Source organism: Sanguibacter sp. TS_SC_8 (genome assembly GCF_055361235.1).
Window position 1 is genome coordinate 207,344 of the sequence record NZ_CM143955.1, and the last position, 23,661, is coordinate 231,004.

Consider the following 23,661-nt stretch of genomic DNA (forward strand, 5'->3'; position numbering starts at 1 on the left):
CCCACGGGGGCGCGGCGACACAGTCAAGGCAATGGAGCTCATGACCATGTACACCTCGTTCGACGAAGACTCGACCCCCCTCGAGCCGTGGCAGGATCCCTCGCGGTCATCCGCGCAGCGTGCAGCGGCACTGCTTGCGGAGATGACGCTGGAGGAGAAGGTCAGCCAGCTGGTCGGCCTGTGGGTCGGAGCAGACGCCTCCGGAGGGGACGTGGCTCCCTACCAGAGCGACATGAGCCGGGACGCCCCGTCCTTCGACGCCGTCATCGTCAACGGGCTGGGTCAGCTGACCAGGCCGTTCGGCACAGCCCCCGTCGACCCCGAGCTGGGTGCACGCTCCCTGGCTCGCGCACAGCGGGCCGTCATGGCGGCCAACCGCTTCGGGATCCCCGCCCAGGTGCACGAGGAGTGCTTGGCGGGCTTCGCCGCCTGGGGGGCCACCGCCTACCCGGTGCCGCTCTCGTGGGGCGCCACCTTCCACCCCGAGCTCGTCGAGGAGATGGCGAGCCAGATCGGGGTGTCGATGCGCGCCGTCGGCGTCCACCAGGGCCTGGCCCCGGTGCTCGACGTCGTCCGCGACTACCGGTGGGGACGCGTCGAGGAGACCATCGGTGAGGATCCCTACCTCGTCTCCTCCCTCGCGGCCTCCTACGTCAGGGGGTTGGAGAGCACCGGTCTCGTGGCGACCCTGAAGCACTTCGCGGGCTACTCCGGGTCGCGCGCAGCGCGCAACCACGCCCCGGTCTCGGCCGGACCGCGCGAGATGACCGACGTGTTCTACCCGCCGTTCGAGACGGCGCTGCGCCACGGGGGCGCGCGCTCGGTGATGAACTCCTACGCGGAGGTCGACGGCGTTCCCGCAGCGGCGGACGAGCGCCTGCTCACGGGTCTCCTGCGCGAGGAGTGGGGATTCGACGGCGTGGTGGTCGCGGACTACTTCGCCGTCGCCTTCCTGCGCTCGCTGCAGGGGGTCGCCGGGACAGATGGTGAGGCCGCGGCCCTGGCCCTGACGGCCGGCATCGACGTCGAGCTGCCCTCCGTCCACGCCTTCGGGGAGCCGCTGCTCGAGGCGGTGCGGTCCGGCGGGGTCGGTGAGCACGTCGTCGACCGGGCAGTCCTCCGGGTCCTCGCGCAGAAGGTCGACCTGGGGCTCCTGGACGTCGGCTACGCGCCGGAGATGCCCGGAGTCCCTGCGCTCGACACGGCCGAGCAGCGCGACCTCGCCCTGGAGATCGCCCGCGAGGCCGTCGTCCTCGTGGCCAATGACGGCGGGACGCTCCCGCTGCGCGCCGGCGCGAGGGTCGCGGTGGTGGGTCCGCTCGCCGCCGAACCCCATGCCATGCTCGGCTGCTACTCCTTCCCCGCGCACGTCGGCGTCCACCATCCCGAGCGCGGGATGGGCATCACGATCCCGTCGGTGCTCGACCAGCTCACGGCGCTGCACGACGGAGCGGTCACCCACGCGGTCGGCTGCGCCGTGTCGGCCCCCGGCCAGGAGGGCTTCGCGGAGGCGGTGGCGGCAGCCGCGTCTGCGGACGTCGCCGTCGTCGTCGTCGGTGACCAGGCCGGCCTGTTCGGGCGTGGGACCTCGGGCGAGGGGTGCGACGCGGCCGACCTCCAGCTGCCGGGGGAGCAGGAGGCGCTCATCCGCGCCGTGCAGGCGACCGGGACCCCGACCGTCGTGCTGCTGCTCGCGGGGCGCCCCTATGCGCTCGGGCAGGTCGCGGACGGTGCGGGGGCGATCGTGCAGACGTTCTTCCCCGGCCAGCAGGGCGGGCTCGCGATCGCCGAGGTCCTCACCGGGCAGGTCAACCCCTCCGGGCACCTGCCGGTCGGAGTGCCCCGCGACGCAGGCTCACAGCCCTCGACCTACCTCGCACCGAAGCTCGGGCAGCGCAACGGAGTCTCCAACATCGACCCCACGGCGCTGTACCCCTTCGGCCACGGACTCTCCTACGCCGACCTGACCTGGGGAGAGGTGTCGTCCAGCGCGGCGGAGTGGGACACCGACGGGGAGCTCGTGATCAGCGTCGAGCTGGAGAACACGAGCGAGCGGGACGTCTCCGACGTCGTCCAGATCTACCTGCACGACCCGGTCGCCCAGGTGACGCGTCCCGACCAACGTCTGGTGGCCTTCCAGCGGGTCGCTCTTGCCCCGGGAACGAGGGCGTCGGTCTCCTTCTCGCTGCACGCGGACCTGTGCTCCTTCGCGGGGCTCGCCGGCGCGCGCGTCGTGGAGCCCGGGGACGTCGAGCTCCGCGTCGCGCACTCGAGTGCGCTGGTGCACGCGGTCGTCCCGGCGAGGCTCGTCGGGGACCTGCGGACGGTCGGCATCGAGCGGCATCTGCTCGCCTCCTCCGAGATGGTCGTCGCCGACGCCGTCGCGGCGGTGCCGGCGTCATGACCGGACCCGCGACCCTGCGGGAGGGGCCGCTCACCCGGTTCACCGAGGCGGTCTACCGCCACCTCGCGCTCGGGCTGTGCCTGGCCTTGGCGTGCTCGCCGACGCTCATCGCGGTCACGCTGATCCCCCAGGACGCCGGCTCTGCGGCCTGGTTCGTCCTGGCCCAGCTCCCGGTCGCGCCGGCGCTGGCCGCAGGTCTGTACACGGTGCGGACCTGGCCACGCGATCCCGACGCGGGTGCCTTCGCGCCGTTCTGGAAGGGCTACCGGGTCAACCTCCGGGACGTGCTGACGTGGTGGACCCCGGCGCTCCTGGTCGGGGGAGTCCTCGCCGTCAACATCACGCACTCGGCCACGATCGCCGGGGTCGTGAACGCACGGAGCGTGAGCCTCGTCCTCGCCGCGGTGCTCCTGCTGTGGTGCGGGCACGTCCTGGTGGTCAGCGCCTTCTTCTCCTTCCGGACCCGGGACGCCGCACGGCTCGGAGCGATCGAGCTCGTCTCCCAGTGGCGGGTGACGCTCGCGTTCGTCTCGCTGCTCATCGTCGCCGCCGCCGTCGTCTATCTCGGATCCGAGCTCGCCCTGCTCCTGCTGGTCTGGGCCTTCGTCGTCATGCTCGAGCTCGTGACGCGACCGCTCGTCCACGACATCACCGAGAGGTTCATCGCCCATGACTGACACCCAGGCCATCGAGGCCACCCATGCCACCCACGCCACCCAACGGGTCGCGCAGCCGACCCTGCCGTGGAGCGGAGCGACGAACCCCATCCTCCCCGGCTTCAACCCCGACCCCTCGGTGTGCCGCGTGGACGGCGCCGACGGGACCTGGTTCTACCTCGTGACCTCGACCTTCGAGTACCTCCCGGGGATCCCGGTGCACCGCTCGCGGGACCTGGTCACCTGGGAGCTCGTCGGCTCCGCGATCCACCGTCCGGGGGACTTCGACCTCTCCGGCGTGGGCGACTCGGGCGGCATGTTCGCGCCCACCATCAGGCACGACGGTCGTCGCTTTCTCCTGGTGTGCACCCAGGTCGGTGGCCCGGTGGGGCAGAGCGGGAACTTCATCATCACCGCCGACGACCCGGCTGGACCGTGGTCCGAGCCCGTCTGGTGGGGCAACGACGGGATGGACCCCTCGGTGTTCCTCGACGAGGGACGGATCTGGGCTCACGGGACGCGGCTCGCCCGTGTCCCGGAGTGGGACCAGCAGACCGAGGTCTGGGTCAGGGAGCTCGATCCGGCAACCCTCAAGCTGGTCGGTGACGAGCACGTCGTGTGGAGCGGGGCCGTGCGCGGAGCGGTGTGGGCCGAGGGGCCGCACCTCTACCGCCGCGGCGGCGCGATCTACCTCCTCGCGTCCGAGGGCGGCACCGCCTTCCACCACGCAGTGTCCGTGGCACGCTCCGACTCACCGACGGGTCCCTTCGTGGGGAACCCCGCCAACCCCGTGCTGACTCACCGCCATCTCGGCCACGGCTCCGACGTCATCAACGTCGGGCACGCCGACCTGGTGACCGCCCCTGACGGCACGACCTGGGCGGTCGCCCTGGCGACGCGACCGGTGGGGGGGGTGGACGTCCTCGGGCGCGAGACCTTCCTCGTCCCCGTGGAGTGGCAGGGCGAGTGGCCCGTCTTCGCCCCCGCCGTCGGATCGCTCGTCGCCGAGCCGCCGCGCCCCGACATCCCGGCCGCCCCGTCTCCACGGGCCACCCTGCCTGGACAGCTGCTTGCGGTACGGCGCCACCCGCACGAGATCGCCGTCGAGGGACCGGACGGGCGGCTCACGGTGGCTGCAGGCGACGGGCTGACCTCTCCGACCCCCGCCTTCGTGGGCCGCCGCCTGACGACCGTCCCGGCCACCATGTCGGTGACCCTCGACGAGGTCCCGCAGGGGAGCGCGGCCGGCCTGGCGCTGCGCTACAGCAGTGCGGCGTGGGTGGCGGTCACCGCCACCGGGCAGGGCGGCGACACGCTCGTGCAGGCCCGGCTGTGCGACGCGGGCGGTGAGCGCGTGCTGGCCGAGTCCGTCGTCCCCGGACCACCCCGGGGACGCGCATCGTTCACGATCGCCGGCCTGACGGCGACCGCGGTCTGGGAGCCCGCCGGCGGAGGCGTCGTGACGGTCGCGGACCTGCCGCTGGACGCGATGGGCGCCGTCCGCTCGGGGGGCTTTGTGGGCATTGTCTGCGGAGTTGTCGCCGAGGGTGAGGGGGTCGTGCGTGCTCGGGGGCTCGAGACCCGGTAGGTCCACGTTGCCCGGGCCTGCCCTGGCCTGCCCGGTCCTGCCCGCGCGGTCCGTGATCATGGTGAATATGCTGGTTTCAGCGCTCCGCGGACCGCGCGCGCACTGTTCTAGCGAACGGACGAATCATGGACTTCTGGGATTACTTCTGGCTCCTCGTGTACTGGTTCTTCTTCATCGCCTACCTCATGGTGCTCTTCCAGATCCTCGGTGACTTGTTCCGCGACCGGGAGCTGGGCGGCTGGGGCAAGGCGCTCTGGGTGGTCGGACTCATCGTCCTCCCGTTCCTCACCGCGCTCGTCTACATCATCGCCCGCGGCCGCAGCATGGCCGAGCGCCAGGTCGCCGCCGCGTCCGAGGCCAAGTCGCAGGCCGACACCTACATCCGGGAGGTCGCGGGCGCCCAGTCCCCGGCCGACCAGATCAGCACCGCCAAGACGCTCCTGGACTCGGGGGCCATCTCGACGGAGGAGTTCCAGACCCTCAAGGCGAAGGCGCTCGCCTGACCGTCACCTGAGGCGCCGGTCCCCGGCGCCGCAGTCCCTCACCGCCCCGTCCCACTGCCCCGTCCCACTGCCCACCCGGGCCGGTGGGGCGGGGCGGGCGCGCGGGGGGCTGCCGTTCGGGCTCGGCCGCACGGGTCTGCCGAGAAGACTCCGCCGTGCTATCCCGCCCCGCCCACCGTCAGCGTGATGAGCGTGACGTTGAGGGCGACGATGGCCCCCGCCACCGTCCACGCTGCGACTCTCATCGCCAGGCCGTTCCGGTGCTCGCCCATGACGGCCCTGTCGCTGGTGATCCGCACGAGCGGGATGAGAGCGAAGGGGATGCCGAAGCTCAGGACCACCTGGCTCAGCACGAGCAGCCACGTCGGGGACACCCCGGTCATGAGCAGCAGCAGCGCCGGGATGAGGGTGACCAGGCGCCGGGTGAGCAGCGGGACCCGGATCCGGAGCAGGCCCTGCATGATCTCGGACCCGGCGTAGGAGCCCACGGACGTCGAGGCCAGGCCCGAGGCGAGCAGGGCGATCGCGAACGCGGCACCGACGAGGGGCCCGAGGGCGTCGCTGATCGCGGCCTGCGCCCCCTCGATCGTGTCCACGCCGGTGCGGCCCTGCAGCGTCGAGGCCGCGAGCAGCAGCATCGCGATGTTCACCGTGCCGGCCAGCAGCAGCGCCAGCCCCACGTCCCACCGGGTCGCCACGAGCAGCCGGCGCAGGCCCGACGGCGTGTGGGTGCGGCCGTGGCGGTCACGGGCCAGGGAGGAGTGCAGGTAGATCGCGTGCGGCATGACCGTCGCACCGAGCATCGACGCGGCGATGAGCACCGACGGCGTGCCCTCGAACCGCGGCACCAGCCCGGAGAGCGTGTCCGCGGCCGACGGCGGTGACACGAGCAGCCCGGCGCAGAACCCGACCGCGAGGATCGCCAGCATCGAGGTGATGACGGTCTCGAACGTCCGTTGGCCCCGGCGCTGCTGGATGGAGAGGATGAGCACCGAGATGACCCCGGTGATCACCCCGCCGAGCACCAGCGGCAGGCCGAAGAGCAGGTTGAGCGCGATGGCCCCCCCGATCACCTCGGCCAGGTCGGTCGCCGCCGCCACGATCTCGGCCTGCCCCCAGTACGCCAGCCGGGCGCGTCGCCCCATGCGCTCGGCCTGGGCCTCCGGCAGGGACTTCCCGGTCACCAGGCCGAGCTTGGCCGAGAGGTACTGGACGATCACGGCCATGAGGTTGGCCAGGACCAGCACCCACACGAGCAGATACCCGAACTGCGCGCCGGCGGAGATGTTCGCGGCGACGTTCCCCGGGTCGACGTAGGCGATCGCCGCGACGAAGGCCGGGCCGAGCAGGCGCAGCAGCGTGCGTCGCCGCGGTCGGGCCTCGGCCTGCGGGATCGGGGCGATGGACGTTGACCTGGGCGAAGGAGTCATCGCCAAACCATAAAGTTCGGGTGCACGAACTTATTCTGCCCGGCCATATGAACTTGAGCAAGGTGAGTGGAGGGGCGCTCCGACGTCCGGCCTGTCCGTCCTCCTGCGGCACCGCGTCCAGGCCGGGCCGTGGGTGCGGTGACCGACCGGCGAGAGTCTGCGTCCTCAGGCGGCGGCTCGGCCACCCGCAAAGCGGCGCCGGGCCAGCACGAGAGCGGCGCCCACCAGAGACAGCGTGAGCCCGGCGCCCGCGAGAGGGGCGAGGGTGTCGGAGCCGGTGGTCGCGAGGGTGACCGACGTGACCACCGGTCGGTTCGGTGCGGCCGGGAGGGACGGCAGCGGGGATGGCGCAACGACCGCCGACGGGGTGACCTCGACCGTGACGCTGACAGACGTTCCACCCAGCGCGGCCGTGATCGTGTGCGGGCTGGCGTGCGGGAACGTGACCGTCTGACCGGAGATGACGTCGGTGGCCACTGAGCTGGTCAAGACGACGCCGCTCGAGTCTGCTGTGTTGCCGAAGGCGTCCTGTGCTCCTATGGTGAAGTTCAGACTCCCTCCTTGGGCGACCGTCACTGCGCTCGGGGTGATCGTCAACGTTGCCGCAGGTGCGGGGACAACTAGCAGGCTGGTCGTTGCGAAGAGCAGGCCGTCGTTGACCGACGCGGTGATCGTCCGTGTGCCGGCAGTGGTCGGGGTCACCGTCAGCCCGTCGATCAGATCAGAGGCCACGCTGCTCGTGAGCGTGGTGGTGCCCGGGACGACGACGACACCGTCGGCGTCGTGGACAACGACGTCGAAGCTCGTGGGCTGACCCGCGATCGACGAGAGGGTGGCCGAGCCGATCGTGGCCGTTCCCGACGCAACCGGTCGCAACGTGAGGTCGCCCGTCACAAGCGTCGCAGCGTCGAACGGGGTCACGACGTCCCCGACGGTTGAGGTCCACCGCGTGAGCGAGGGCGCGCCCGGAAGGGCCCAGCCCGCTGCGGCGAAGGACGGTGCGAGAAGACGGACAGTGACGACGGTGGCGCCCTGGCCCGGATCGAAGGTCACGGTGGCGTCGTAGCCTGAGGACACGACGACGTCGGACTCAGGTGTGCACGGCGCACCGAGGCAGGGCCTGGGCACGATGACTGCTGAGATGACTCCGTCGTTGTGGATGTCGCCCCCACCGGAGAACCAGATCGTCGCGGTCGGTGCACCTCCCGCGCCACGGATCACGCCGGTGGACGTCACGGAGATCTCCGGGGTGCCGTCCACGGAGTTGGGCATGATGACGCCGCCCGAGGCGATCTCCACCGTGCCCGCGACACTCAGGGTGCCGAAGGGGAGCAGCGGCGAGCTGTACCCGGCGCCGAAGGCGGTCGAGCCTCTGCTGTCGTCGCTGTGCGTGGTCACGACGGCGCCGGTGCCGACGACGACCTGTCCGCCGGGGCTGTAGAGCCCACCACCCACGGCGGCAGCGAACGTGCCGGGCGTGGCGTCGGTGTCTCCGCCGGTGAAGGTGATCGTGCTGGAGGGCGTCGGGGTCGCCCCGGCGGGGTTGGTGACCCCGCTACCGATGCCTGGACCGTACAGCCCGCCGGTCGCGCTGGTCGTGCCGCCAGAGATGGTGACGTCTACGTGGAGGCCGTTGATCCCGCCGCCGATCCCGGCCGCGTAGTCGCCACCGATCGCTTCGACCTCGCCGCCGGAGATGGAGACCTGGGCGCCGACGATCGTGGAGATGTGATCGCTGGACTTGAGGCTACCGCCGTCGCCGATCCCGGCGGCGTTGGGTCCCCCGGTTGCCGACACGACGCCACCGCTGATGACGATGCGGCCTCCGCTGCCGGTGAAGCCGCCGCCGATCCCGGCGCCGTTCCGTGTGCCGGAGGCTGTGACCCGGCCGCCGGTGATCGTCACGAGACTGGCGCTCCCCCCGTTGCCGCCCCCGATGCCTGCGGCGAACCCGCCTCCGTTCGCCACCACGGTGCCACCGTTGATGGTGATCGGCCCCGAGACCTGGAGATCACCGCCACCGATGCCCGGAGTCATGGTCGAACCGCTGGCGGTGATCCGCCCGGAGGTGATGACCAGACCGGCGCCGGAGGGAACCTCGATCCCCGGTGGGTACGTGAACGGCGGTGCCTGTGGCGGGACCGCCGAGGCGTCGGCGGTCAGCTGACCGACCTCTCCCGCGCTGGAGTCCATGACCGTCAGGGTGCTCCCGGAGGCGATCTTCACGCTCTGGACGGTGAGCGCGTGGCCGTTGAGGTCGAGGGTGAGGGTGCGCGCCACCTCGAGAATCTCAGCAGGTTCGAGGATGTCACCCTCGATGGTCACCGGTTCCAAGGTCCCGGTTGCGGACACCTCCTCGCTCAGCGACGGCCAGTCGTTCAGCGGGAGGGGCGCGGCAGTGGCCGGCGCAGCCAACCCCGCCGTGATGAGAGTGGTGACGGCAAGTGTGCTCCAGAGCATCTTCATGTTCACGACAAGAAGATTACGGGCCGTCGCCCACGACCCGAAGCGGTGACCAGCATCGATATGCATTCGTCACCTCTGATCGCCTTGCACTTTGACTATGCCTACGACTGGCTCTCGACCTGCCCGCCGGCCACGACCCACCGCCGGTTCACCTGGACCGCGTCGAGCATCCTCCGGTCGTGGGTGACCAGCAGCAGCGTCCCGGTGTAGGACTCCAGCGCCTCCTCGAGCTGTTCGATCGCCGGCAGGTCGAGGTGGTTGGTGGGCTCGTCGAGGACGAGCAGGTTCACTCCACGGGCCTGCAGCAGCGCGAGGGCGGCGCGGGTGCGCTCGCCCGGGGACAGCGAGGTGACCGGGCGCAGCACGTGGTCGGCCTTCAGCCCGAACTTGGCGAGCAGGGTCCGCACCTCTGCCTCGGGCCAGTCCGGGACCTGTCGCGAGAACGCTTCGAAGAGCGGTGCCGCGACCGTCCCGGGGGTGCCCCCGAGTTGGCTGCGGGCCTGGTCCACCTCCCCGATCGCCACCGAGGTCCCCAGCGTGGACGTGCCGGAGGTGAGCGGGATCCGCCCGAGCAGGGCCCCCAGCAGGGTCGTCTTGCCGGACCCGTTCGCCCCCGTGATGGCCACCCGGTCGCCGGCGTCCACCTGCAGCGAGACCGGGCCCAGGGTGAAGCCGCCCGCCGACCCGCCGTGCTGGACGACGGCGTCGCGCAGGACCGCGACGACCGCCGAGCCGCGCGGGGCGGCGGCGATCTCGTAGCGCAGCGCCCACTCCTTGCGCGGCTCGACGACCTCGTCGAGGCGCTCGATCATCCGCTCGGTCTGGCGGGCCTTGGCCGCCTGCTTCTCCGACCCCTCGCGGTGGGCGGCCCGGATGTGCTTGTCGGGGTCGCCCTTGCGGACCGAGTCCCGCACGCCCTTGGCCATCCAGCCGCGCTGCATCCGGGCGCGGGCCTCGAGCCCGGACTTCTTGTCGGCGAACTCGTCGTAGGACTCGCGGGCGTGCCGGCGGGCGGTGGACCGCTCCTCGAGGTACGCCTCGTAGCCGCCGTTGTACACGGCCACCTGCTGCTGGGCGAGGTCGAGCTCGACGACCCGGGTGACGCACCGGGCGAGGAACTCCCGGTCGTGGCTGACCACGACGATCCCGGCCCGCTGGTCGGTGACGAAGGTCTCCAGCCGGGACAGGCCGTCCAGGTCGAGGTCGTTCGTCGGCTCGTCGAGCAGCAGCAGGTCGAAGCGGGAGAGCAGCAGCGCGGCCAGCCCGACCCGGGCGGCCTGTCCGCCGGACAGGCCCGTCATGGGGTGCTCGGGGTCCACGTCGAGGCGGAGGTCGGCCAGGACCGCCCCGAGGCGCTCGTCCAGGTCCGCCGCCCCGATCGCCATCCACCGGTCGAAGGCCAGCGCGTAGGCGTCGTCGGCGCCGGGGGCTCCCGCGCCCAGGGCTGTGGTGCTCGCGTCGAACGCCTCCTGCGCGGCGGCGACGCCGGTGCGGCGGGCCAGGTGCTCCCGGACGCTCTCCCCGGCCACCCGCTCCACCTCCTGGGGCAGCCATCCGACCAGGGCGCCGGACGGCGCCAGGGTGACGGTGCCGGCGTCGGGCAGGTGGGCGGCGGCGAGGAGGGCGAGCAGGGTGGACTTGCCGGCGCCGTTCGCGCCCACCAGCCCGACGACGTCGCCCGGGCCGACCACGAGGTCGAGGCCGGAGAAGACGGTGCGGTCGGCGTGTGCGGCGCCGAGGCCGCGGGCGACGAGAGTGGCGGTCATGCCGCCCATTGTCTCAGTCGGCGCGCAGCAGCCGGGCGAGCTCGGCGGCGCCGGTGACCGGGTGCTCGCACACGAACCCCCGGCAGACGTACGCCGTGGGCACCGGGGCGGGCCGGTGCGCCAGCAGCGGATGCTCGTCCCCCTCCTGCCCGACGGCGATCACCGCACCCGGGGCGGTGGCTCGCCACGCGGCGCTGATCAGGGCTGACGCTGCGGACTCGGGCTGCGCGCCGGCGGCCCGGGGCAGCACGATCGCGACCTCCCGGGGGCCGTCGACCAGGGCCTCGGCCACCGCGAGGGCGTGCCCGGCGAACCGGGGAGCCTGGGCGGCGAGCACCGGGTAGACGCTCAGCGCGGCCTCGGCGGCGGCGCGGTGCCGGTGCGACCCGGACAGTGCCGCGTAGCGCAGCAGCGCCCCCGCGGCGGCCGACCGGCCCGACGGGCTCGCGTTGTCGCCGGGGTCGGCGGGGCGGATGATGAGCGGGGGCTCGGTCTGCGCTGGCTGGGCTGGCTGCTCGGCGGGGGTGTCGAAGAACGTGACGGCGTCACCGGAGGGCTCGGTGAACCGCTCCAGCACGACGTCGAGCAGCGCCCCGGCGACGTCGAACCAGCGGGTGGTCCCGGTCGCGGAGAACAGCACGAGCAGCCCGTCGGCGAGCAGGGCGTAGTCCTCGAGGGTCCCGGCCGCCTTCGAGCGGGCCGGGCCGAGGGACACCCGGAGCAGCTCGGGTCCGGCGGCCGGCGCGGTGGGGGTGGGTCCGCCGGTCCAGTGCTGGGCGACGACGTGCTCGGCGGCCCGCTCGGCCGCGGCGACCCAGTCGGGACGGTCGAGGATCATGCCGGCCTCGGTGAGGGTGGCGATGGCCAGGCCGTTCCACCCTGCGACGACCTTGTCGTCGCGGCCGGGTCGGGTGCGGGTGGCGCGGACCTGGGCGAGGGTGGCCCGGGCCGTGGCCCAGCGCTGGCCCGCGCCGGGGGCGGTGAGCAGGTCCGGTCGGGCCACCTGCAGCACGCTCGTGCCGGCCTCGAAGGTGCCGCTCGTGGTGACGCCGAGCAGCTCGGTCGCCCACGCGCCGTCGTCGGGCCCGAGGGCGGCGACCAGCTGCGCGGGGGTCCACACGTAGAACGTGCCCTCGTGGCCGTCGGTGTCCGCGTCGAGGGAGCAGGCGAAGGCCCCCTCGGCCGTGCGCAGCTCGGTGAGCAGGAACTCCGCGGTCTCGGTCGTGACGCGGTGGGCGAGGGCGGCGACGGCGGCGGGGTCGGCGAGAACGGCGGTCCCGGCGACGGCGGGGGCGGGAGGCTCGCCGCTGGCGGGCGGGGCGGCGTCGGGCAGGGATGTCGCGGCGCGCCAGAGGTGGGCGTAGACCCCGAGCAGCTGGGCGTTGTCGTAGAGCATCTTCTCGAAGTGGGGGACTACCCACTCCGCGTCGACGGAGTACCGGGCGAAGCCGCCGCCGAGCTGGTCGTAGATCCCGCCGCGGGCCATCGCCTCGCAGGTGCGCGCCGCGACCCGCAGCGCCGTCGGGTCACCGGTCCGCCCGTGGTGGCGCAGCAGCTGCTCGAGGTTCATGCTCGGCGGGAACTTCGGGGCGGTGCCGAAGCCGCCGTTGGCCCGGTCGTGCTGGCGGGCCAGCAGCTGCGCGGCGTCGGCCAGGTCCTGGTCCGTGGGGGCGGTGGTGAGGGTGGTGAGCGCAGCGGGCTGCTCGCGGAGGCGCGCGACGAGCCCGGCGGCCTGGTCCTCGAGCCCTGCGCGCCGGTCGCGCCAGGCGTCCGTGACGGCGTGCAGCACCTGGGGGAAGGATGCCAGGCCGTGCGCGGGGACGGGCGGGAAGTACGTGCCGGCGTAGAACGGGGCGCCGTCGGGGGTGAGGAACACCGTCATGGGCCAGCCGCCCTGCCCGGTCATCGCCATGAGCGCGGCCATGTAGACGGAGTCGATGTCGGGGCGTTCCTCGCGGTCGACCTTGATGCACACGTAGGACGCGTTCATCAGGGCGGCCGTGGCCGGGTCCTCGAAGGACTCGTGGGCCATGACGTGGCACCAGTGGCAGGCCGCGTACCCGATCGACAGCAGGATCGGTGCGTCGCGGCGCTTGGCGTCGGCGAAGGCGTCGGGGCCCCATTCCCACCACTCCACCGGATTCTCTGCGTGCTGAAGGAGATAGGGACTCAACGCCGAGGCGAGGCGGTTGGACATGTCCGAGGGCTCCTCACGAGTGACACGCGGATCGGTGTGGAACAAGTGATACACGAGAGTGACGGACGACGCAGAGCCGCCCCTGATCTCTGCCCCCTCTTGACAGGAATACGGCGTACACCTTAGCGTTCGGAATCCAGTGTACGCCGTACACCTTTTCGAGGGAACTGCCATGAGCCTGTCTCGACGAACAGCTGTCACTGCCGGAGTGTTCTTCCTGCTCACCGAGGTGGGCGCGATCGCAGGAGCGGCCCTCTACAGCCCGCTCCTGAACGGCACCGACTACATCACCGGCGCCGGGGCGGACGACAGGATCCTTCTGGGCGCACTCTTCGAGCTGCTCCTGGTCGTTGCCGCCGTCGGCACCGCCGTGACGTTGTACCCGATCGTGAAGCGGCAGCACGCGGGGGTCGCGCTGGCGTTCGTCGCGGCCCGTGTGCTCGAGGCGGTGGCCATCCTCGTGGGCATTCTCAGCGTCGTGTCGATCGTCACGCTCCGCCGGCAGTACGCCGGAACCGCGGACGTGGACGAGGCGACGCTTTCCGTCGTCGGCTCCTCGCTGCTGGCGCTGCACGACTGGGCGTTCCTGGTCGGGCCGAACGTCGCCCTCGGGGCCGCCTCGCTGCTCCTGGCCTACCTGATGTACTCATCCGGCCTGGTGCCCCGCGCCATCGCCGTGCTCGGGCTGGTCGGCGGGGCGCTGATCGTCATCTCCGCGGTCGCAGTGATGTTCGGCGCCTATGAGCAGATGTCCACTCCGGGCCTGGTCGTCGCGCTCCCGGTGTTCGCGTGGGAGCTGGCTCTTGCGGGGTGGCTCATCATCAGAGGCTTCCGCCCGGTGAGCATCCTCAGGGCTCCTGCAGGCCGCCCCCTCGTCACCGCGGCCGCGTAGGTGCGGCGCAGTGCTGAAACGAGGCGGTTCATGCCCAGGCTGAGGCGCTGACCCGGGTGGCGGTAGGCGTGGAGGTTCGCAGCGGTGCGTCGGTGGCCGCCAGGAGTGGCGCAGGGGCGGTCTCGACAGCGTCGGTGCTGGTGAGACATGCCATGGACAGTCCAGCGATGCCGACGCGCGCCAGGGAGACGAGCGTGGCGGGAGCCGCCGCTGAGGTCTGGAGCTTTCGACTGATCACCTAGCGACACTAAGACCGGCCGTCCCAACCGTTCAAGGCCAGATGGGGTGAATCGCATGGGGAGAACTCCCCATGGCTGAAGTTTCTCCTACGGCTCAAGCCCACGCTCCCACCAGGGACCTTTGTCGGGGTGGCTGCAGCGCTACACAGTAGCGCGCTGGAAAGTCCAGTGCCACGGCTCTCGAGGGACGTCCTCGACGAAGCCGTAGGTCGCACCGTTGGCCCGCATCCAGCTCAGTGCGGTGGTGTCGAGCTTGAGGTCGGTGCTCAGCCCCCACCCGTGGTCGCTCGTGCCCGGTTTGGCCGCCAGGCCGCCCTCGGAGTACAGGCCCTTGCGCTCGGCGAGGTCGACCTGACTGTCGTAGGTCCGGTAGGAGTCGGTGATCCCGATGTCGACGCCGTCGGCCTTCGCTGCGGCGAGGAGCGACTCGAGGGCGCTCGCGGCGGGGGTCCACAGCTTGTGCCCGGTGCTGCCCACCGAGGCGAGCGCGGCCGGGGGGACCTGTCCGTTGCCGTAGGCGGCCAGATCGGTGGGGATCCCCTGGGCGTTGAGGGTGAACGTTCCCGACGTACCCGACGTGCCCGGTGTTCCCGACGTCGCGGTGGTGACCGTGCGTGTGGTCGCGGCTTGAGCCTGGGCGAGCAGGAGGTCAAAGGCAGTGGCAGTGGATCCCGTGGCCGGCATCGACCTGGCTGAGGCCTGTGCTGACGTCGACGAGGAGGCGGCCTGGGTGAGCAGGGCCCCCATGGCCGGTTGGGCTCGTCGGGCGAGAGAAGAGACAGTCGTCTGGATCTCTAGGATGCGCGATGAGATTGCCTCGATTCCACTCACGACCACCCATCGGCGGTCTGACGGCGGTCATGAGGAGTTCGGCGACGCAGCTGGCCCCGGACGTCGCCGTCCGGGGCCAGCTGGTGGTGCAGGATCTGGCCGGGGCCCGATCAGACCGGGCGGATGTTCTCCGCCTGCGGGCCCTTGGGGCCCTGGGTGATGTCGAACTCGACCTTCTGGTTCTCGTCGAGCGAGCGGTAGCCGGAGCTCTGGATCGCCGAGTAGTGGGCAAACACGTCAGCGCTGCCGTCCTCAGGTGCGATGAAGCCGAAGCCCTTTTCTGCGTTGAACCACTTCACGGTTCCAACAGCCATCGTGATACTCCTTCAAGAGGTGTGAAACGACTTCCCTTGTGGAGGTCGCCCGTCACGGTGTTCGTCGTCCACTCCTGAAGACCAAGAACTACCCCGACTCGCGTCAGTGCAGGTAAGACGTGCAAGCACAGCAACTTCGCGGCCTACTTTAATCACGTCTGGGGGATACGCGCTAGGGATAAGCCTGACATCTCAGATCCCGAACGCCCCCTCCGCACAACACCACCCCTCACTCACCCCGGGCTCACCCCGAGGCCGCACCGCCCACCCCGCCGAGACCCTGCGCCGACGCCGGCCTCAGCCCTCCCGTTGCTCGTACGGGGCGTGCTCTCGACGACAGGGCGTGCCTTCAACAGCACGTTTCGTCGTCAACAGCACGCCCCGTACGGCTGGAGGCGGGCGGAGGAGGGGAGGCAGGGGAGACAGGGGAGACGGAGGGGCGGGGGGAGACGGGGGGACGGGGGGAGACGGAGGGGCGGGGGGAGATGGGGAGACGGAGGGAGACGAGGTGGGAGGGGTGGGTCAGCGGTAGGAGGCTACGGTTTCCCAGGCTCGGCGGCGCTCTCGGCCGGGGTCGCTGATCAGGCGGTCGGTCGTGGCGAAGATCTTCGTCGGGCGGTCGATGTCGTCGTAGACCGGCCAGCTGACCTCGCCGGTGCGGGCGAAGGTCAGCCAGTGGCCCTGCATCCGCTCGCTCACCCCGGCCAGCGCCTCGGCGCCGCCGAGCATCGTGGCCGCCTTGCCGCGGGAGGAGTCGAGGTTGCCGAAGACCGGCAGCAGGTCGGTCCCGTGGGAGGCGCCGTGCCCCTTGACGTTGAGGGCCGGCATGGTGAAGTCGTAGCGGTAGACGAAGGTCGGGGCGACGGTCGTGTGGCCCTGGGCCGCCTGCAGGCCAGGTACCCAGAAGGCCGCGTCGCCGACCAGCTGGGCACGCGCCCGCCGGCTCGGGTACCCCGGGTAGGCAGAGAGGACCTTGAGCTGGGCTCCCGGGTCGGTGATCTCGAACATGAGGTTGATCGACTCGGCGCTGACCGGCAGCAGACCGGGCCGCGCCGTGGCGAAGAGCGCACCCTCGTGCTTGGTCGAGCCGATGAGCAGCGGGACCGGGTGCGCGCGGCCCGCGGTGAGCACGTCGATCGGGTGCTCGGGCAGGAAGTCCCCGTCGACGACCGGGCTCATGCACATCGCGCCCGGGGTCTCCACGAGGGTGAGCTTCATCAGGCGGGTGGCCGCCGCGACGAGCTCGGTGGGCGGGGCGCTGAGCAGCGCGTCGACCGCGAGGCTCTCGGTGGTGTGCAGCCAGTTGATGAAGTCCCGCGCCCATCCGGCCGCGCGGTCGGCGGAGTAGACGGCGGCGACGGCGGGGCTCTGCGCGATCGCGCGGTGGAACAGCCCTGCCGCGGAGGGCACGCACATGAGGGTGGTCACCGCGGTGGCGCCGGCCGACTGCCCGGCGATCGTCACGTTGGACGGGTCGCCGCCGAAGGCGCCGATGTTCTGCTGCACCCACTCCAGTGCAGCCACCATGTCCCGCAGGCCGAGGTTGGACTCGAAGGCCCGCTGCGGCGTGGAGTACTGGGAGAAGTCGAGGAAGCCGAGCGCACCGAGCCGGTAGTTGACCGTGACGAGGATCGCGTCGCCGCGCTCGACGAGGGCGTCGCCGGCGTAGGCGGGGGCCGAGCCGGCGCCGCGGACGAAGGCACCGCCGTGGAACCACACGATGACCGGGTGGGGTGCGGAGGGTCCGGCGTCGGCTCCCGGCTGCGCGGCGGCGTCGGGCGCGGGCTGCGATCCGGCGGCGGGCGCCGGCGGCGCCGCGGCCGCGGGGGTGAGCACGCTGAGCGTGAGGCAGTCCTCGGACTGGTCGGTCTCGGCGCCGGCGCCGGAGTAGTACTGGCTGATCCGCTGGGGGGCCACGGGTCCGTGGTGCATCGCGTTGCGGATACCGGACCAGTGCTCGGGTGGTTGGGGGGCGCGGAAGCGGAGGTTGCCCACGGGCGGGGCGGCGTACGGGACGGCGCGGAAGGCGCGCAGGCCGGACGGGGTGAGCGCACCGCGCAGGGTTCCCTGCGCGGTCTTGACCTGGGTGCTCACGACATTGGTCACTTTGCGGCTCCCGCTGTTGTCTCGTGGAATCTGCTGAGGACCGCCAGCAGGCGTCCTCCCACTACGAGGCTAGCCGTTCGTCGCCAGTTGATCAGCGGTAGGACCGCACGAGCGGGCAGGTGAAGTTGTCGCGGTCGCCGAGGCCCACCCGGTTGAGGTAGCGGATGACGATCCCGTAGGACTCGAACAGCCCGGTCTGGGTGTACGCGACACCCTTCTCCGCGCAGAACTTCTCGATGATCGGCTGGGCCAGGCGCAGGTGGGGGCGCGGCATGCTGGGGAACAGGTGGTGCTCGATCTGGTAGTTGAGCCCGCCGAGCGCGGTGTCCATGAACCGGCCGCTGGTGACGTTGCGGCTCATGAGGACCTGACGGCGCAGGAAGTCGATCTTCACGTCCTTGGGGACGATCGGCATGCCCTTGTGGTTCGGGGCGAAGGACCCGCCCATGTACAGGCCGAACAGGCCCATCTGGATCGCGAGGAAGACGGCGGCCTTGCCCGGTGAGAGCACGAGCAGCACGAGGGTGAAGTACCCGATGAGTCGGACGCTGAGGAAGGTGATCTCCGCCCAGCGGCGGGCGATGCGCTCGCGGCCGAAGACCCGCTTGAGGCCCTGGTAGTGCAGGTCGATGCCTTCCAGCAGGAGCAGCGGGAAGAAGAACCAGCCCTGGCGGGTGGCGAACCAGCGTCCCAGCCGCGAGGTGCGCGCTGCGGCCTGGTCGGGGGTGAAGGCGAGGACCGGGAGGTCGATGTCCGGGTCGACGGTGTCCTTGTTGGGGTTGCCGTGGTGGCGGGTGTGCTTGTTCTGCCACCAGCCGTAGCTGAGCCCGACGAAGAGGTTCGCGACGATGAGGCTCATCCACTCGTTCCAGCGTCCCGAGCGGAACATCTGGCGGTGGGCGGCGTCGTGGCCGAGGAAGGCGGTCTGGGTGAGGATGACCGCGAGCAGCGCGGCCATGGGCATCTGCCACCAGGAGTCGCCGATCCACAGGAAGGCGGTGACGAAGGCGGCGAACACCGCGACCATGCCCACGAGCTTGGCCCAGTAGTACCCGTAGCGGCGACGCATGAGGCCGGCGGCCTGGATCTGGCTGGAGATCTCGGCGAAGTCGGTCACCTGCCGCTGCCGGGGGGAGTCGCCGGGCAGGCGCGAGTTGTCAGCGGTGAGCGTTGCGCTCATCGGTCCTCCGAAGAAGTGTGGTGAGCGAGGGTCGCACATGATGCTTCGTCACCAGATGAGTTGCGCTCGTGCTTCAGGCTAGGCGACGGTGCTCAGCGAAGAGGAACGCGGCCGGTGGTGACGTGGTGAAGATATACGAATGCCCCGGGCACAAGACCCGGGGCATTCGTGAAAGACATCAATCCTTGATCAGCAGCTCAAGGCCGTGATCGAGAGGAGAGAGATCAGAGGGGGCGGATGTTCTCAGCCTGGGGACCCTTGGGGCCCTGGGTGACGTCGAACTCAACCTTCTGGTTCTCGTCGAGCGAGCGGTAGCCGGAGGAGGCGATCGCGGAGTAGTGCGCGAACACGTCAGCCGAGCCGTCCTCGGGTGCAATGAAGCCGAAGCCCTTTTCAGCGTTGAACCACTTCACAGTTCCAACAGTCATTTCGATACTCCTTCAAGAGTCGTCGGACGACTTCGCGATTCGAAGCCGTTCGTCACGGTGTTCCGTCGTCAACTCTTGAAAGAACAAGATCCGCGGGGATGAACCCTGAGCGGCAAAGACATGAGATGCACAGCAACTTCAAGGAACACAGTACAGGCTTCTGGCCGTCCTGACCAGAGGCAGATCTCAGGGGTGTGTCGCGGCCTGGTCTGCGCGCAGGTCGCGGCCCAGGTGAGCGGTCAGATCAGGACCCTGCCCGCCAGACGGATCTGCCCCGACGCACAGCCCGATGAACGCGCCCAGCTCGGCGAGGGAGGCCGGGGTGGTCGGCAGGAAGTCGGTCAGTGCCGGGGACCGGACCACGATCGCGGCCCACTGCCCCCGCGAGACCGCGACGTTGACCCGGTTGCGCGAGAGCAGGAAGCCCATCCCGCGGGGAACGTCACCGGCCGAGGACGCAGCCATCGAGACGATGACGACCGCGGCTTCCTGGCCCTGGAACTTGTCCACCGTCCCCACCCGCACGCCGTCGAGGCCGGCTGCGCGCAGCTCGGCGGTGATCAGCGCGCGCTGGGCGTTGTACCCGGCGACCACGAGCAGGTCGCTCGCCACGAGCGGGCGGGGAGCGGCGTCGTCGGCGGGGGTCCAGGCGCGTCCGAGCAGCGACCCGACCTGGCGGACCACCTCGGCGGCCTCCTCCGGGGAGGCGACCGAGCGGCCCCGGTGGTCGACCTCGACGACGTGCACTCCGGGGGCGAGGCCCTCCAGGTGCCGCGCCGACGTCGTCTCCTCGCTGGTCAGGCGGCCCTCGTAGGCGAGTCGGGAGACCGGGGCGCACAGCGCGGGGTGCATCCGCCAGCTGCGCTCGAGGAAGTAGCCGCGGTCGGCCGGGAGGGTGTCCTGGCCGCGGGCGATCCAGCCGAGCGCGGAGGTGTCGACCGGCTCGGGGTGGGTGCCCTGGGTCACCTGGGGGAGCTGCTGCGGGTCGCCGAGCAGCAGCAGGCTCTGCGCGGCCAGGGACACCGCGAGGGTGTTGGCGAGGGAGAACTGCCCGGCCTCGTCGATGACGAGGAGGTCGAGGGAGCGCCGCCCGATCTTGGAGCCGTTGGTGAAGTCCCACGCCGTCCCGCCGATGACGCAGCCGTGCTCGCGGTGCTCACCGAGGAACTTGGCCTGCTTCTTGTCCGGGATCGACGTCCATGCGTGCGGGCGGTCGTCCACCGGCTTCTTGCCCACCCGGTAGCCGGGCACCCCGGCCTCGACGATCGTGTCGAGCAGGTGCTCCACGACGGCGTGGGAGGGCGCGACGACGCCGACGTGCCAGCCGCTGCGCACGAGGCGCTCGATGACCCGTGCGCCGACGAAGGTCTTGCCGGTCCCGGGGGGTCCCTGGACGGCGAGGTAGGAGCGGTCGAGGGAGCGCACGGCCTCGGTGATCGCGCTGATGTAGGCGCCCTTGCCGGTCCCCACGAGCGGCAGCCCGGCGGGGCCGGTGGCGTGCTCGGCGTCCGAGCCGGCGTCGGCGTCGCCCACCGGGACCTCCTCCGGCGCGCGCAGCTGCGGGGGCAGCCGGCGGAGCAGGTCGAGGGCGGACTGGGCCGGGAAGGAGCCCGACGGGGACTGCAGGGTCCGCAGCGCCACCTGGGTGAGCTCGCGGACCGCGCCCTCGACAAGGCCGGTCGGCACCGGGCGGCCCGGGCCCACCGCCATCGGCAGCGCGGAGTAGGGCTCGAGGTCCTTCTTGAGGACCTCCTCGACGACGACGAGGTCCCGGCCCTGGCCGTCCAGACCCACCGACAGCACGGTCGAGCTGCCGCTGACCTGGCGGATCGCGCCGGCGGGTGCCTCGAGACCGGCCGGCAGCGGCGCGTCGTAGATGCACCACACGCTCGACCCGGCGGTCAGTGCGCTGCCGGTCGCGAGCGTCCCGATGAGGGCGACCTCGCGGCGCAGCGACCGCTGGGACCCTTCCTTGTACCAGTCGCGCTTGAGGCGCACCTCGTCCCCGACGAGCACGTCGCGGGTCGCGGCCCACTCGTCGGCCGGGGCGGTCAGCCGGTCGAAGTGCTCCCACCAGAACGGCTTGTCCTCGCGACGGTGGTAGCCCAGCGCCGCGCCGAGCATGAGCAGCGCCTGGTCGTCGTCGGAGCGGTCGGCGGGGGCGTCGGTCGCGGCCGGCCCGGCGAGCGTCAGAAGAGCGTCGAGGAGCGGGTCGTCCGCGTCGAGGTCGTCCTCGACCTCGGGGTCCACCTCACCGGCCGCGCGAGGCGCGACGCCGTGCTCGGCGCCGCGGGCCAGCAGCCAGTCCCGCAGGCGCAGGGTGGACAGGCAGTCGTAGCGGTTGTAGTCGGCGATGAGGTCGAGGACCTTCTCGGCCTCCGGGTCGCCGGCCTCGCGCAGCGCGCTCGCCCGCGCGTACTCGGTGATCGAGTCCGCCGCGTTGTCCAGCGCCTCGTCGCGCTGGGCGTCCATGTACAGCGGCTCGAGCTTCTTGATCGAGTAGGACGGCTGGGAGACCCGCACACTCTGGCGGACGGTCGCGTACAGGTCGACGAGCACACCCTCGCGCAGCAGGTCGTCGAGCTGTTCCTCGCCGACGCCGTGGCGGCCCACCAGCCGGCGCAGCGCCGTCGTCTCGTAGGGGGCGTAGTGGAAGACGTGCATCCCGGGGTGTGCCCGACGCCGCTGTGCCACCAGGGCGAAGAAGTCCAGCAGGGCCTGGCGCTCGGCCGCGCGGTCGTGCGCCCACAGCGCGCGGAAGGCGCCCGGGGTGCCGTCGGGGGAGTCGGCGTCGTGCAGGCCGAAAAGATACTCCAGGCCCCAGTCGGGCGAGCCGGGCTCGGCCCACAGCGGGTCACCCTCGAAGTCGAAGAACAGGTCGCCGGGGCTCGGGACGGGCAGCGCGGCCAGCGCCTCGGTCGCGAAGACGACGGCGCTGACGTCCGGTCGGCCGTCGGGCAGCGGCGGCCGGGCGTCCTGGGCGACCTGCAGCGCGGCCTGCTCGCGCAGCACCGCCAGGGTGCGGGCGTTGATCCCCGGAACCGGACCTGCGCTCGCGGCGAGGGCGTCGATCGTGGTGAGACCGGCGTCGCGCAGGCGGGTGCGCTGGGCGACGGTGAGACCGGCGACGAGCAGCGGGTCGCGGCGGACGGCGACCTCGTGCCGGCAGTCCGCGCAGGACCCGCAGGCCAGGTAGCTCTCGTCGTCCCAGGTCACGGGCTCGTCACCGGCACGGTGGGTGTCCAGGAGCGTCTCCAGGCGGGCGCGGCGCTCGCGGTAGACCGGGAGGATGTCGCTCAGGGCGTGCTCGGAGAAGGACGTGTCCCCCAGGACCAGGCGCAGCTGGGGGGCCACAGGCACCCCGGCGGCGAGCAGCTGGTCGGCGTAGGCGGCGAGCTGGAGCAGCGCGGTGACCTTGGCGCGGCGGGCGAGCTTGGCGTCGACGACGGTGACGAGGGCGGGTGCCGTCTCGGCAGTGGGGGAGCCGCCCGCCGCGGTGCGGACGAGGAAGTCCGGGCGGCCGAGGAAACGCCCGTCGAAGAGCGTGCCCTGCGCGACGACGTCCACCCCGGCCTGGAGGTAGCCGATGGTCCGGGCGTGGGCGGCCCGCAGGTCGTCGGCCGTCTCCCAGGAGCTGGCGAGGTGCACGACGCCGCCGGCCGGGCCGGGGACGGGCGCGCCGTCGTCGGACAGGTCCGGGACGTGCTGGCCGAACTCGGCGACGTAGCCGGCGAGGACCCGGGCCTCGTGGGCCAGGCCGAGCGCGGACGTGCGCTCGAGCATGGCGTCGGGGGACTCGGCGCCCTCCGGGCCGCCGGTCGCCCGGCCGAGCCGGCGGTCGAGGGCGCGCAGCAGCGCGAACTCGCACGTCGAGGCGAGGGTGAGGTCGCTCGCGCTGGAGATGAGGACGTCGTCGAGCAGGAACACGGGGCCTCCCAGGCCAGCAGGTGTGGGTCAGGCCGACAGGACGAGGCCGAGCAGGGAGCCGTCCTCGGTCAGGGTCTGGAACCCGATGTGCGCGTAGAAGCCGGTGGCTTGGGTGTTCGTGGGGGACACACCCAGGTGGACGCCCGGTGCGCCGGCAGCGCGCAGCGCGTCGAAGAGGGTCGTGAGCATCCGGCGCCCGTTGCCGCCGCCCTGACCGCGGGGCAGCAGGTCGATGTGCAGGTGCGCGGGGAAGCGCGCGAGGACCTCGGGGTCGGAGTGGTGCTCGCCGTGCACGGTGGCGGCGAGGCCCGCGTCGTAGGACCCGGCCGGGAAGGCGGCGAGCGGGTAGCGCTCGCGGAGCGCGGGCCACCACTCGGTGTCGAGGGTGGCCTCGAAGGCCGCGGTGTCGGCGGTGCCGATGACGTAGCCGACGACGCTCGCGGGGTCGGTAGCCGGGACGTCCGGGTCGACCAGCACGAAGGCAAGCTCGGGGGCGAAGCGCAGGTACGCGCCCAGGTAGATCTCCCCGAGCAGGCGCGGCTCGGCGGTCAGGGCCGAGGCGTCACCGCCGTCGCTGCCGGTGAGCAGGCAGATCTCGTAGAGGCGGGCGACCTCGGCGGCGTCGTCGGTGCGCGCGGGGCGGATGGTGAACGGCGCCGGCGCCTGGACGGGGGTCTGGACAGCGGCCTGGTCGACGGCCTGGTCGACGCCGGAAAGGGGTGTGGTCACACAGT

At 71.8% G+C, this 23,661-nt stretch carries 16 protein-coding genes; 5 read left to right on the forward strand and 11 right to left on the reverse strand.

The features are described from left to right. Positions 1 to 40 precede the first annotated feature (40 nt). From ACWA15_RS00900 to ACWA15_RS00915, 4 genes are all read left to right on the forward strand, one after another. A complete protein-coding gene (locus tag ACWA15_RS00900) occupies positions 41 to 2,404 on the forward strand; it encodes a beta-xylosidase/alpha-l-arabinosidase (RefSeq protein WP_464059359.1) in 2,364 nt (787 codons plus the stop codon). Further along, on the forward strand, positions 2,401 to 3,081 hold the full coding sequence (locus tag ACWA15_RS00905) for a DUF624 domain-containing protein (protein ID WP_464057362.1): 681 nt from the start codon (positions 2,401 to 2,403) through the stop codon (positions 3,079 to 3,081). Before ACWA15_RS00900 ends, ACWA15_RS00905 begins: the two co-directional genes overlap by 4 nt. Beyond that, on the forward strand, positions 3,074 to 4,648 hold the full coding sequence (locus ACWA15_RS00910; RefSeq protein ID WP_464057364.1) for a glycoside hydrolase family 43 protein: 1,575 nt from the start codon (positions 3,074 to 3,076) through the stop codon (positions 4,646 to 4,648). The genes ACWA15_RS00905 and ACWA15_RS00910 overlap by 8 nt, the downstream gene beginning before the upstream one ends. A 125-nt stretch (positions 4,649 to 4,773) precedes the next feature. Next, complete coding sequence (locus tag ACWA15_RS00915; protein WP_464057366.1) at positions 4,774 to 5,151, forward strand: SHOCT domain-containing protein; 378 nt, start codon at positions 4,774 to 4,776, stop codon at positions 5,149 to 5,151. A gap of 158 nt (positions 5,152 to 5,309) precedes the next feature. Here ACWA15_RS00915 and ACWA15_RS00920 read toward each other — a convergent pair whose 3' ends face one another. The 4 genes from ACWA15_RS00920 to ACWA15_RS00935 all read right to left on the reverse strand — a co-directional run bounded on the left by ACWA15_RS00920 (position 5,310) and on the right by ACWA15_RS00935 (position 13,010). Beyond that, positions 5,310 to 6,581, reverse strand: a complete 1,272-nt coding sequence (locus ACWA15_RS00920) for an Nramp family divalent metal transporter (protein ID WP_464057367.1) — start codon at positions 6,579 to 6,581, stop codon at positions 5,310 to 5,312. 165 nt (positions 6,582 to 6,746) lie between these two features. Continuing rightward, the gene (locus tag ACWA15_RS00925; protein WP_464057369.1) at positions 6,747 to 9,113 is read right to left on the reverse strand and encodes a beta strand repeat-containing protein; all 2,367 of its coding nucleotides are present in this window, start codon (positions 9,111 to 9,113) and stop codon (positions 6,747 to 6,749) included. Positions 9,114 to 9,148: 35 nt separating this feature from the next. Beyond that, positions 9,149 to 10,813, reverse strand: a complete 1,665-nt coding sequence (locus tag ACWA15_RS00930; protein ID WP_464057371.1) for an ABC-F family ATP-binding cassette domain-containing protein — start codon at positions 10,811 to 10,813, stop codon at positions 9,149 to 9,151. A 13-nt stretch (positions 10,814 to 10,826) separates the two neighbouring features. Further along, positions 10,827 to 13,010, reverse strand: coding sequence for a thioredoxin domain-containing protein (locus ACWA15_RS00935; RefSeq protein WP_464057373.1), 2,184 nt, complete (start codon positions 13,008 to 13,010; stop codon positions 10,827 to 10,829). Positions 13,011 to 13,182: 172 nt separating this feature from the next. Here ACWA15_RS00935 and ACWA15_RS00940 point away from each other — a divergent pair, with 172 nt between their 5' ends. Next, positions 13,183 to 13,902 (forward strand): DUF4386 domain-containing protein, encoded by a 720-nt coding sequence (locus tag ACWA15_RS00940; protein WP_464057375.1) that lies wholly within the window; start codon positions 13,183 to 13,185, stop codon positions 13,900 to 13,902. Between the two features lie 380 nt (positions 13,903 to 14,282). Here the strand turns inward: ACWA15_RS00940 and ACWA15_RS00945 are convergent, their stop codons facing one another. From ACWA15_RS00945 to ACWA15_RS00975, 7 genes are all read right to left on the reverse strand, one after another. Beyond that, the gene (locus ACWA15_RS00945; protein ID WP_464057377.1) at positions 14,283 to 14,888 is read right to left on the reverse strand and encodes a M15 family metallopeptidase; all 606 of its coding nucleotides are present in this window, start codon (positions 14,886 to 14,888) and stop codon (positions 14,283 to 14,285) included. Positions 14,889 to 15,082: 194 nt separating this feature from the next. Continuing rightward, the gene (locus ACWA15_RS00950) at positions 15,083 to 15,286 is read right to left on the reverse strand and encodes a cold-shock protein (protein WP_093180593.1); all 204 of its coding nucleotides are present in this window, start codon (positions 15,284 to 15,286) and stop codon (positions 15,083 to 15,085) included. Between the two features lie 522 nt (positions 15,287 to 15,808). After that, a complete protein-coding gene (locus ACWA15_RS00955; protein WP_464057379.1) occupies positions 15,809 to 17,392 on the reverse strand; it encodes a carboxylesterase/lipase family protein in 1,584 nt (527 codons plus the stop codon). A gap of 91 nt (positions 17,393 to 17,483) precedes the next feature. Continuing rightward, positions 17,484 to 18,572: a fatty acid desaturase family protein gene (locus tag ACWA15_RS00960; protein WP_464057381.1), complete on the reverse strand. Its 1,089-nt coding sequence runs from the start codon at positions 18,570 to 18,572 to the stop codon at positions 17,484 to 17,486. 224 nt (positions 18,573 to 18,796) lie between these two features. Next, a complete protein-coding gene (locus ACWA15_RS00965; RefSeq protein WP_042437666.1) occupies positions 18,797 to 19,000 on the reverse strand; it encodes a cold-shock protein in 204 nt (67 codons plus the stop codon). A 186-nt stretch (positions 19,001 to 19,186) separates the two neighbouring features. Beyond that, a complete protein-coding gene (locus tag ACWA15_RS00970) occupies positions 19,187 to 22,927 on the reverse strand; it encodes a TM0106 family RecB-like putative nuclease (RefSeq protein WP_464057384.1) in 3,741 nt (1,246 codons plus the stop codon). Positions 22,928 to 22,954: 27 nt separating this feature from the next. Beyond that, complete coding sequence (locus ACWA15_RS00975) at positions 22,955 to 23,656, reverse strand: GNAT family N-acetyltransferase (RefSeq protein ID WP_464057386.1); 702 nt, start codon at positions 23,654 to 23,656, stop codon at positions 22,955 to 22,957. Positions 23,657 to 23,661 lie beyond the last annotated feature (5 nt).

What these genes read in the sequence shown, in the direction of transcription:
- ACWA15_RS00900 (WP_464059359.1), top strand. Translation starts at nt 41, where the DNA reads ATGACCATGTACACCTCGTTCGACGAAGACTCGACCCCCCTCGAGCCG.
- ACWA15_RS00905 (WP_464057362.1), top strand. Translation starts at nt 2,401, where the DNA reads ATGACCGGACCCGCGACCCTGCGGGAGGGGCCGCTCACCCGGTTCACC.
- ACWA15_RS00910 (WP_464057364.1), top strand. Translation starts at nt 3,074, where the DNA reads ATGACTGACACCCAGGCCATCGAGGCCACCCATGCCACCCACGCCACC.
- ACWA15_RS00915 (WP_464057366.1), top strand. Translation starts at nt 4,774, where the DNA reads ATGGACTTCTGGGATTACTTCTGGCTCCTCGTGTACTGGTTCTTCTTC.
- ACWA15_RS00920 (WP_464057367.1), bottom strand. Translation starts at nt 6,581, where the DNA reads ATGACTCCTTCGCCCAGGTCAACGTCCATCGCCCCGATCCCGCAGGCC.
- ACWA15_RS00925 (WP_464057369.1), bottom strand. Translation starts at nt 9,113, where the DNA reads ATGCATATCGATGCTGGTCACCGCTTCGGGTCGTGGGCGACGGCCCGT.
- ACWA15_RS00930 (WP_464057371.1), bottom strand. Translation starts at nt 10,813, where the DNA reads ATGACCGCCACTCTCGTCGCCCGCGGCCTCGGCGCCGCACACGCCGAC.
- ACWA15_RS00935 (WP_464057373.1), bottom strand. Translation starts at nt 13,010, where the DNA reads ATGTCCAACCGCCTCGCCTCGGCGTTGAGTCCCTATCTCCTTCAGCAC.
- ACWA15_RS00940 (WP_464057375.1), top strand. Translation starts at nt 13,183, where the DNA reads ATGAGCCTGTCTCGACGAACAGCTGTCACTGCCGGAGTGTTCTTCCTG.
- ACWA15_RS00945 (WP_464057377.1), bottom strand. Translation starts at nt 14,888, where the DNA reads ATGGGGGCCCTGCTCACCCAGGCCGCCTCCTCGTCGACGTCAGCACAG.
- ACWA15_RS00950 (WP_093180593.1), bottom strand. Translation starts at nt 15,286, where the DNA reads ATGGCTGTTGGAACCGTGAAGTGGTTCAACGCAGAAAAGGGCTTCGGC.
- ACWA15_RS00960 (WP_464057381.1), bottom strand. Translation starts at nt 18,572, where the DNA reads ATGAGCGCAACGCTCACCGCTGACAACTCGCGCCTGCCCGGCGACTCC.
- ACWA15_RS00965 (WP_042437666.1), bottom strand. Translation starts at nt 19,000, where the DNA reads ATGACTGTTGGAACTGTGAAGTGGTTCAACGCTGAAAAGGGCTTCGGC.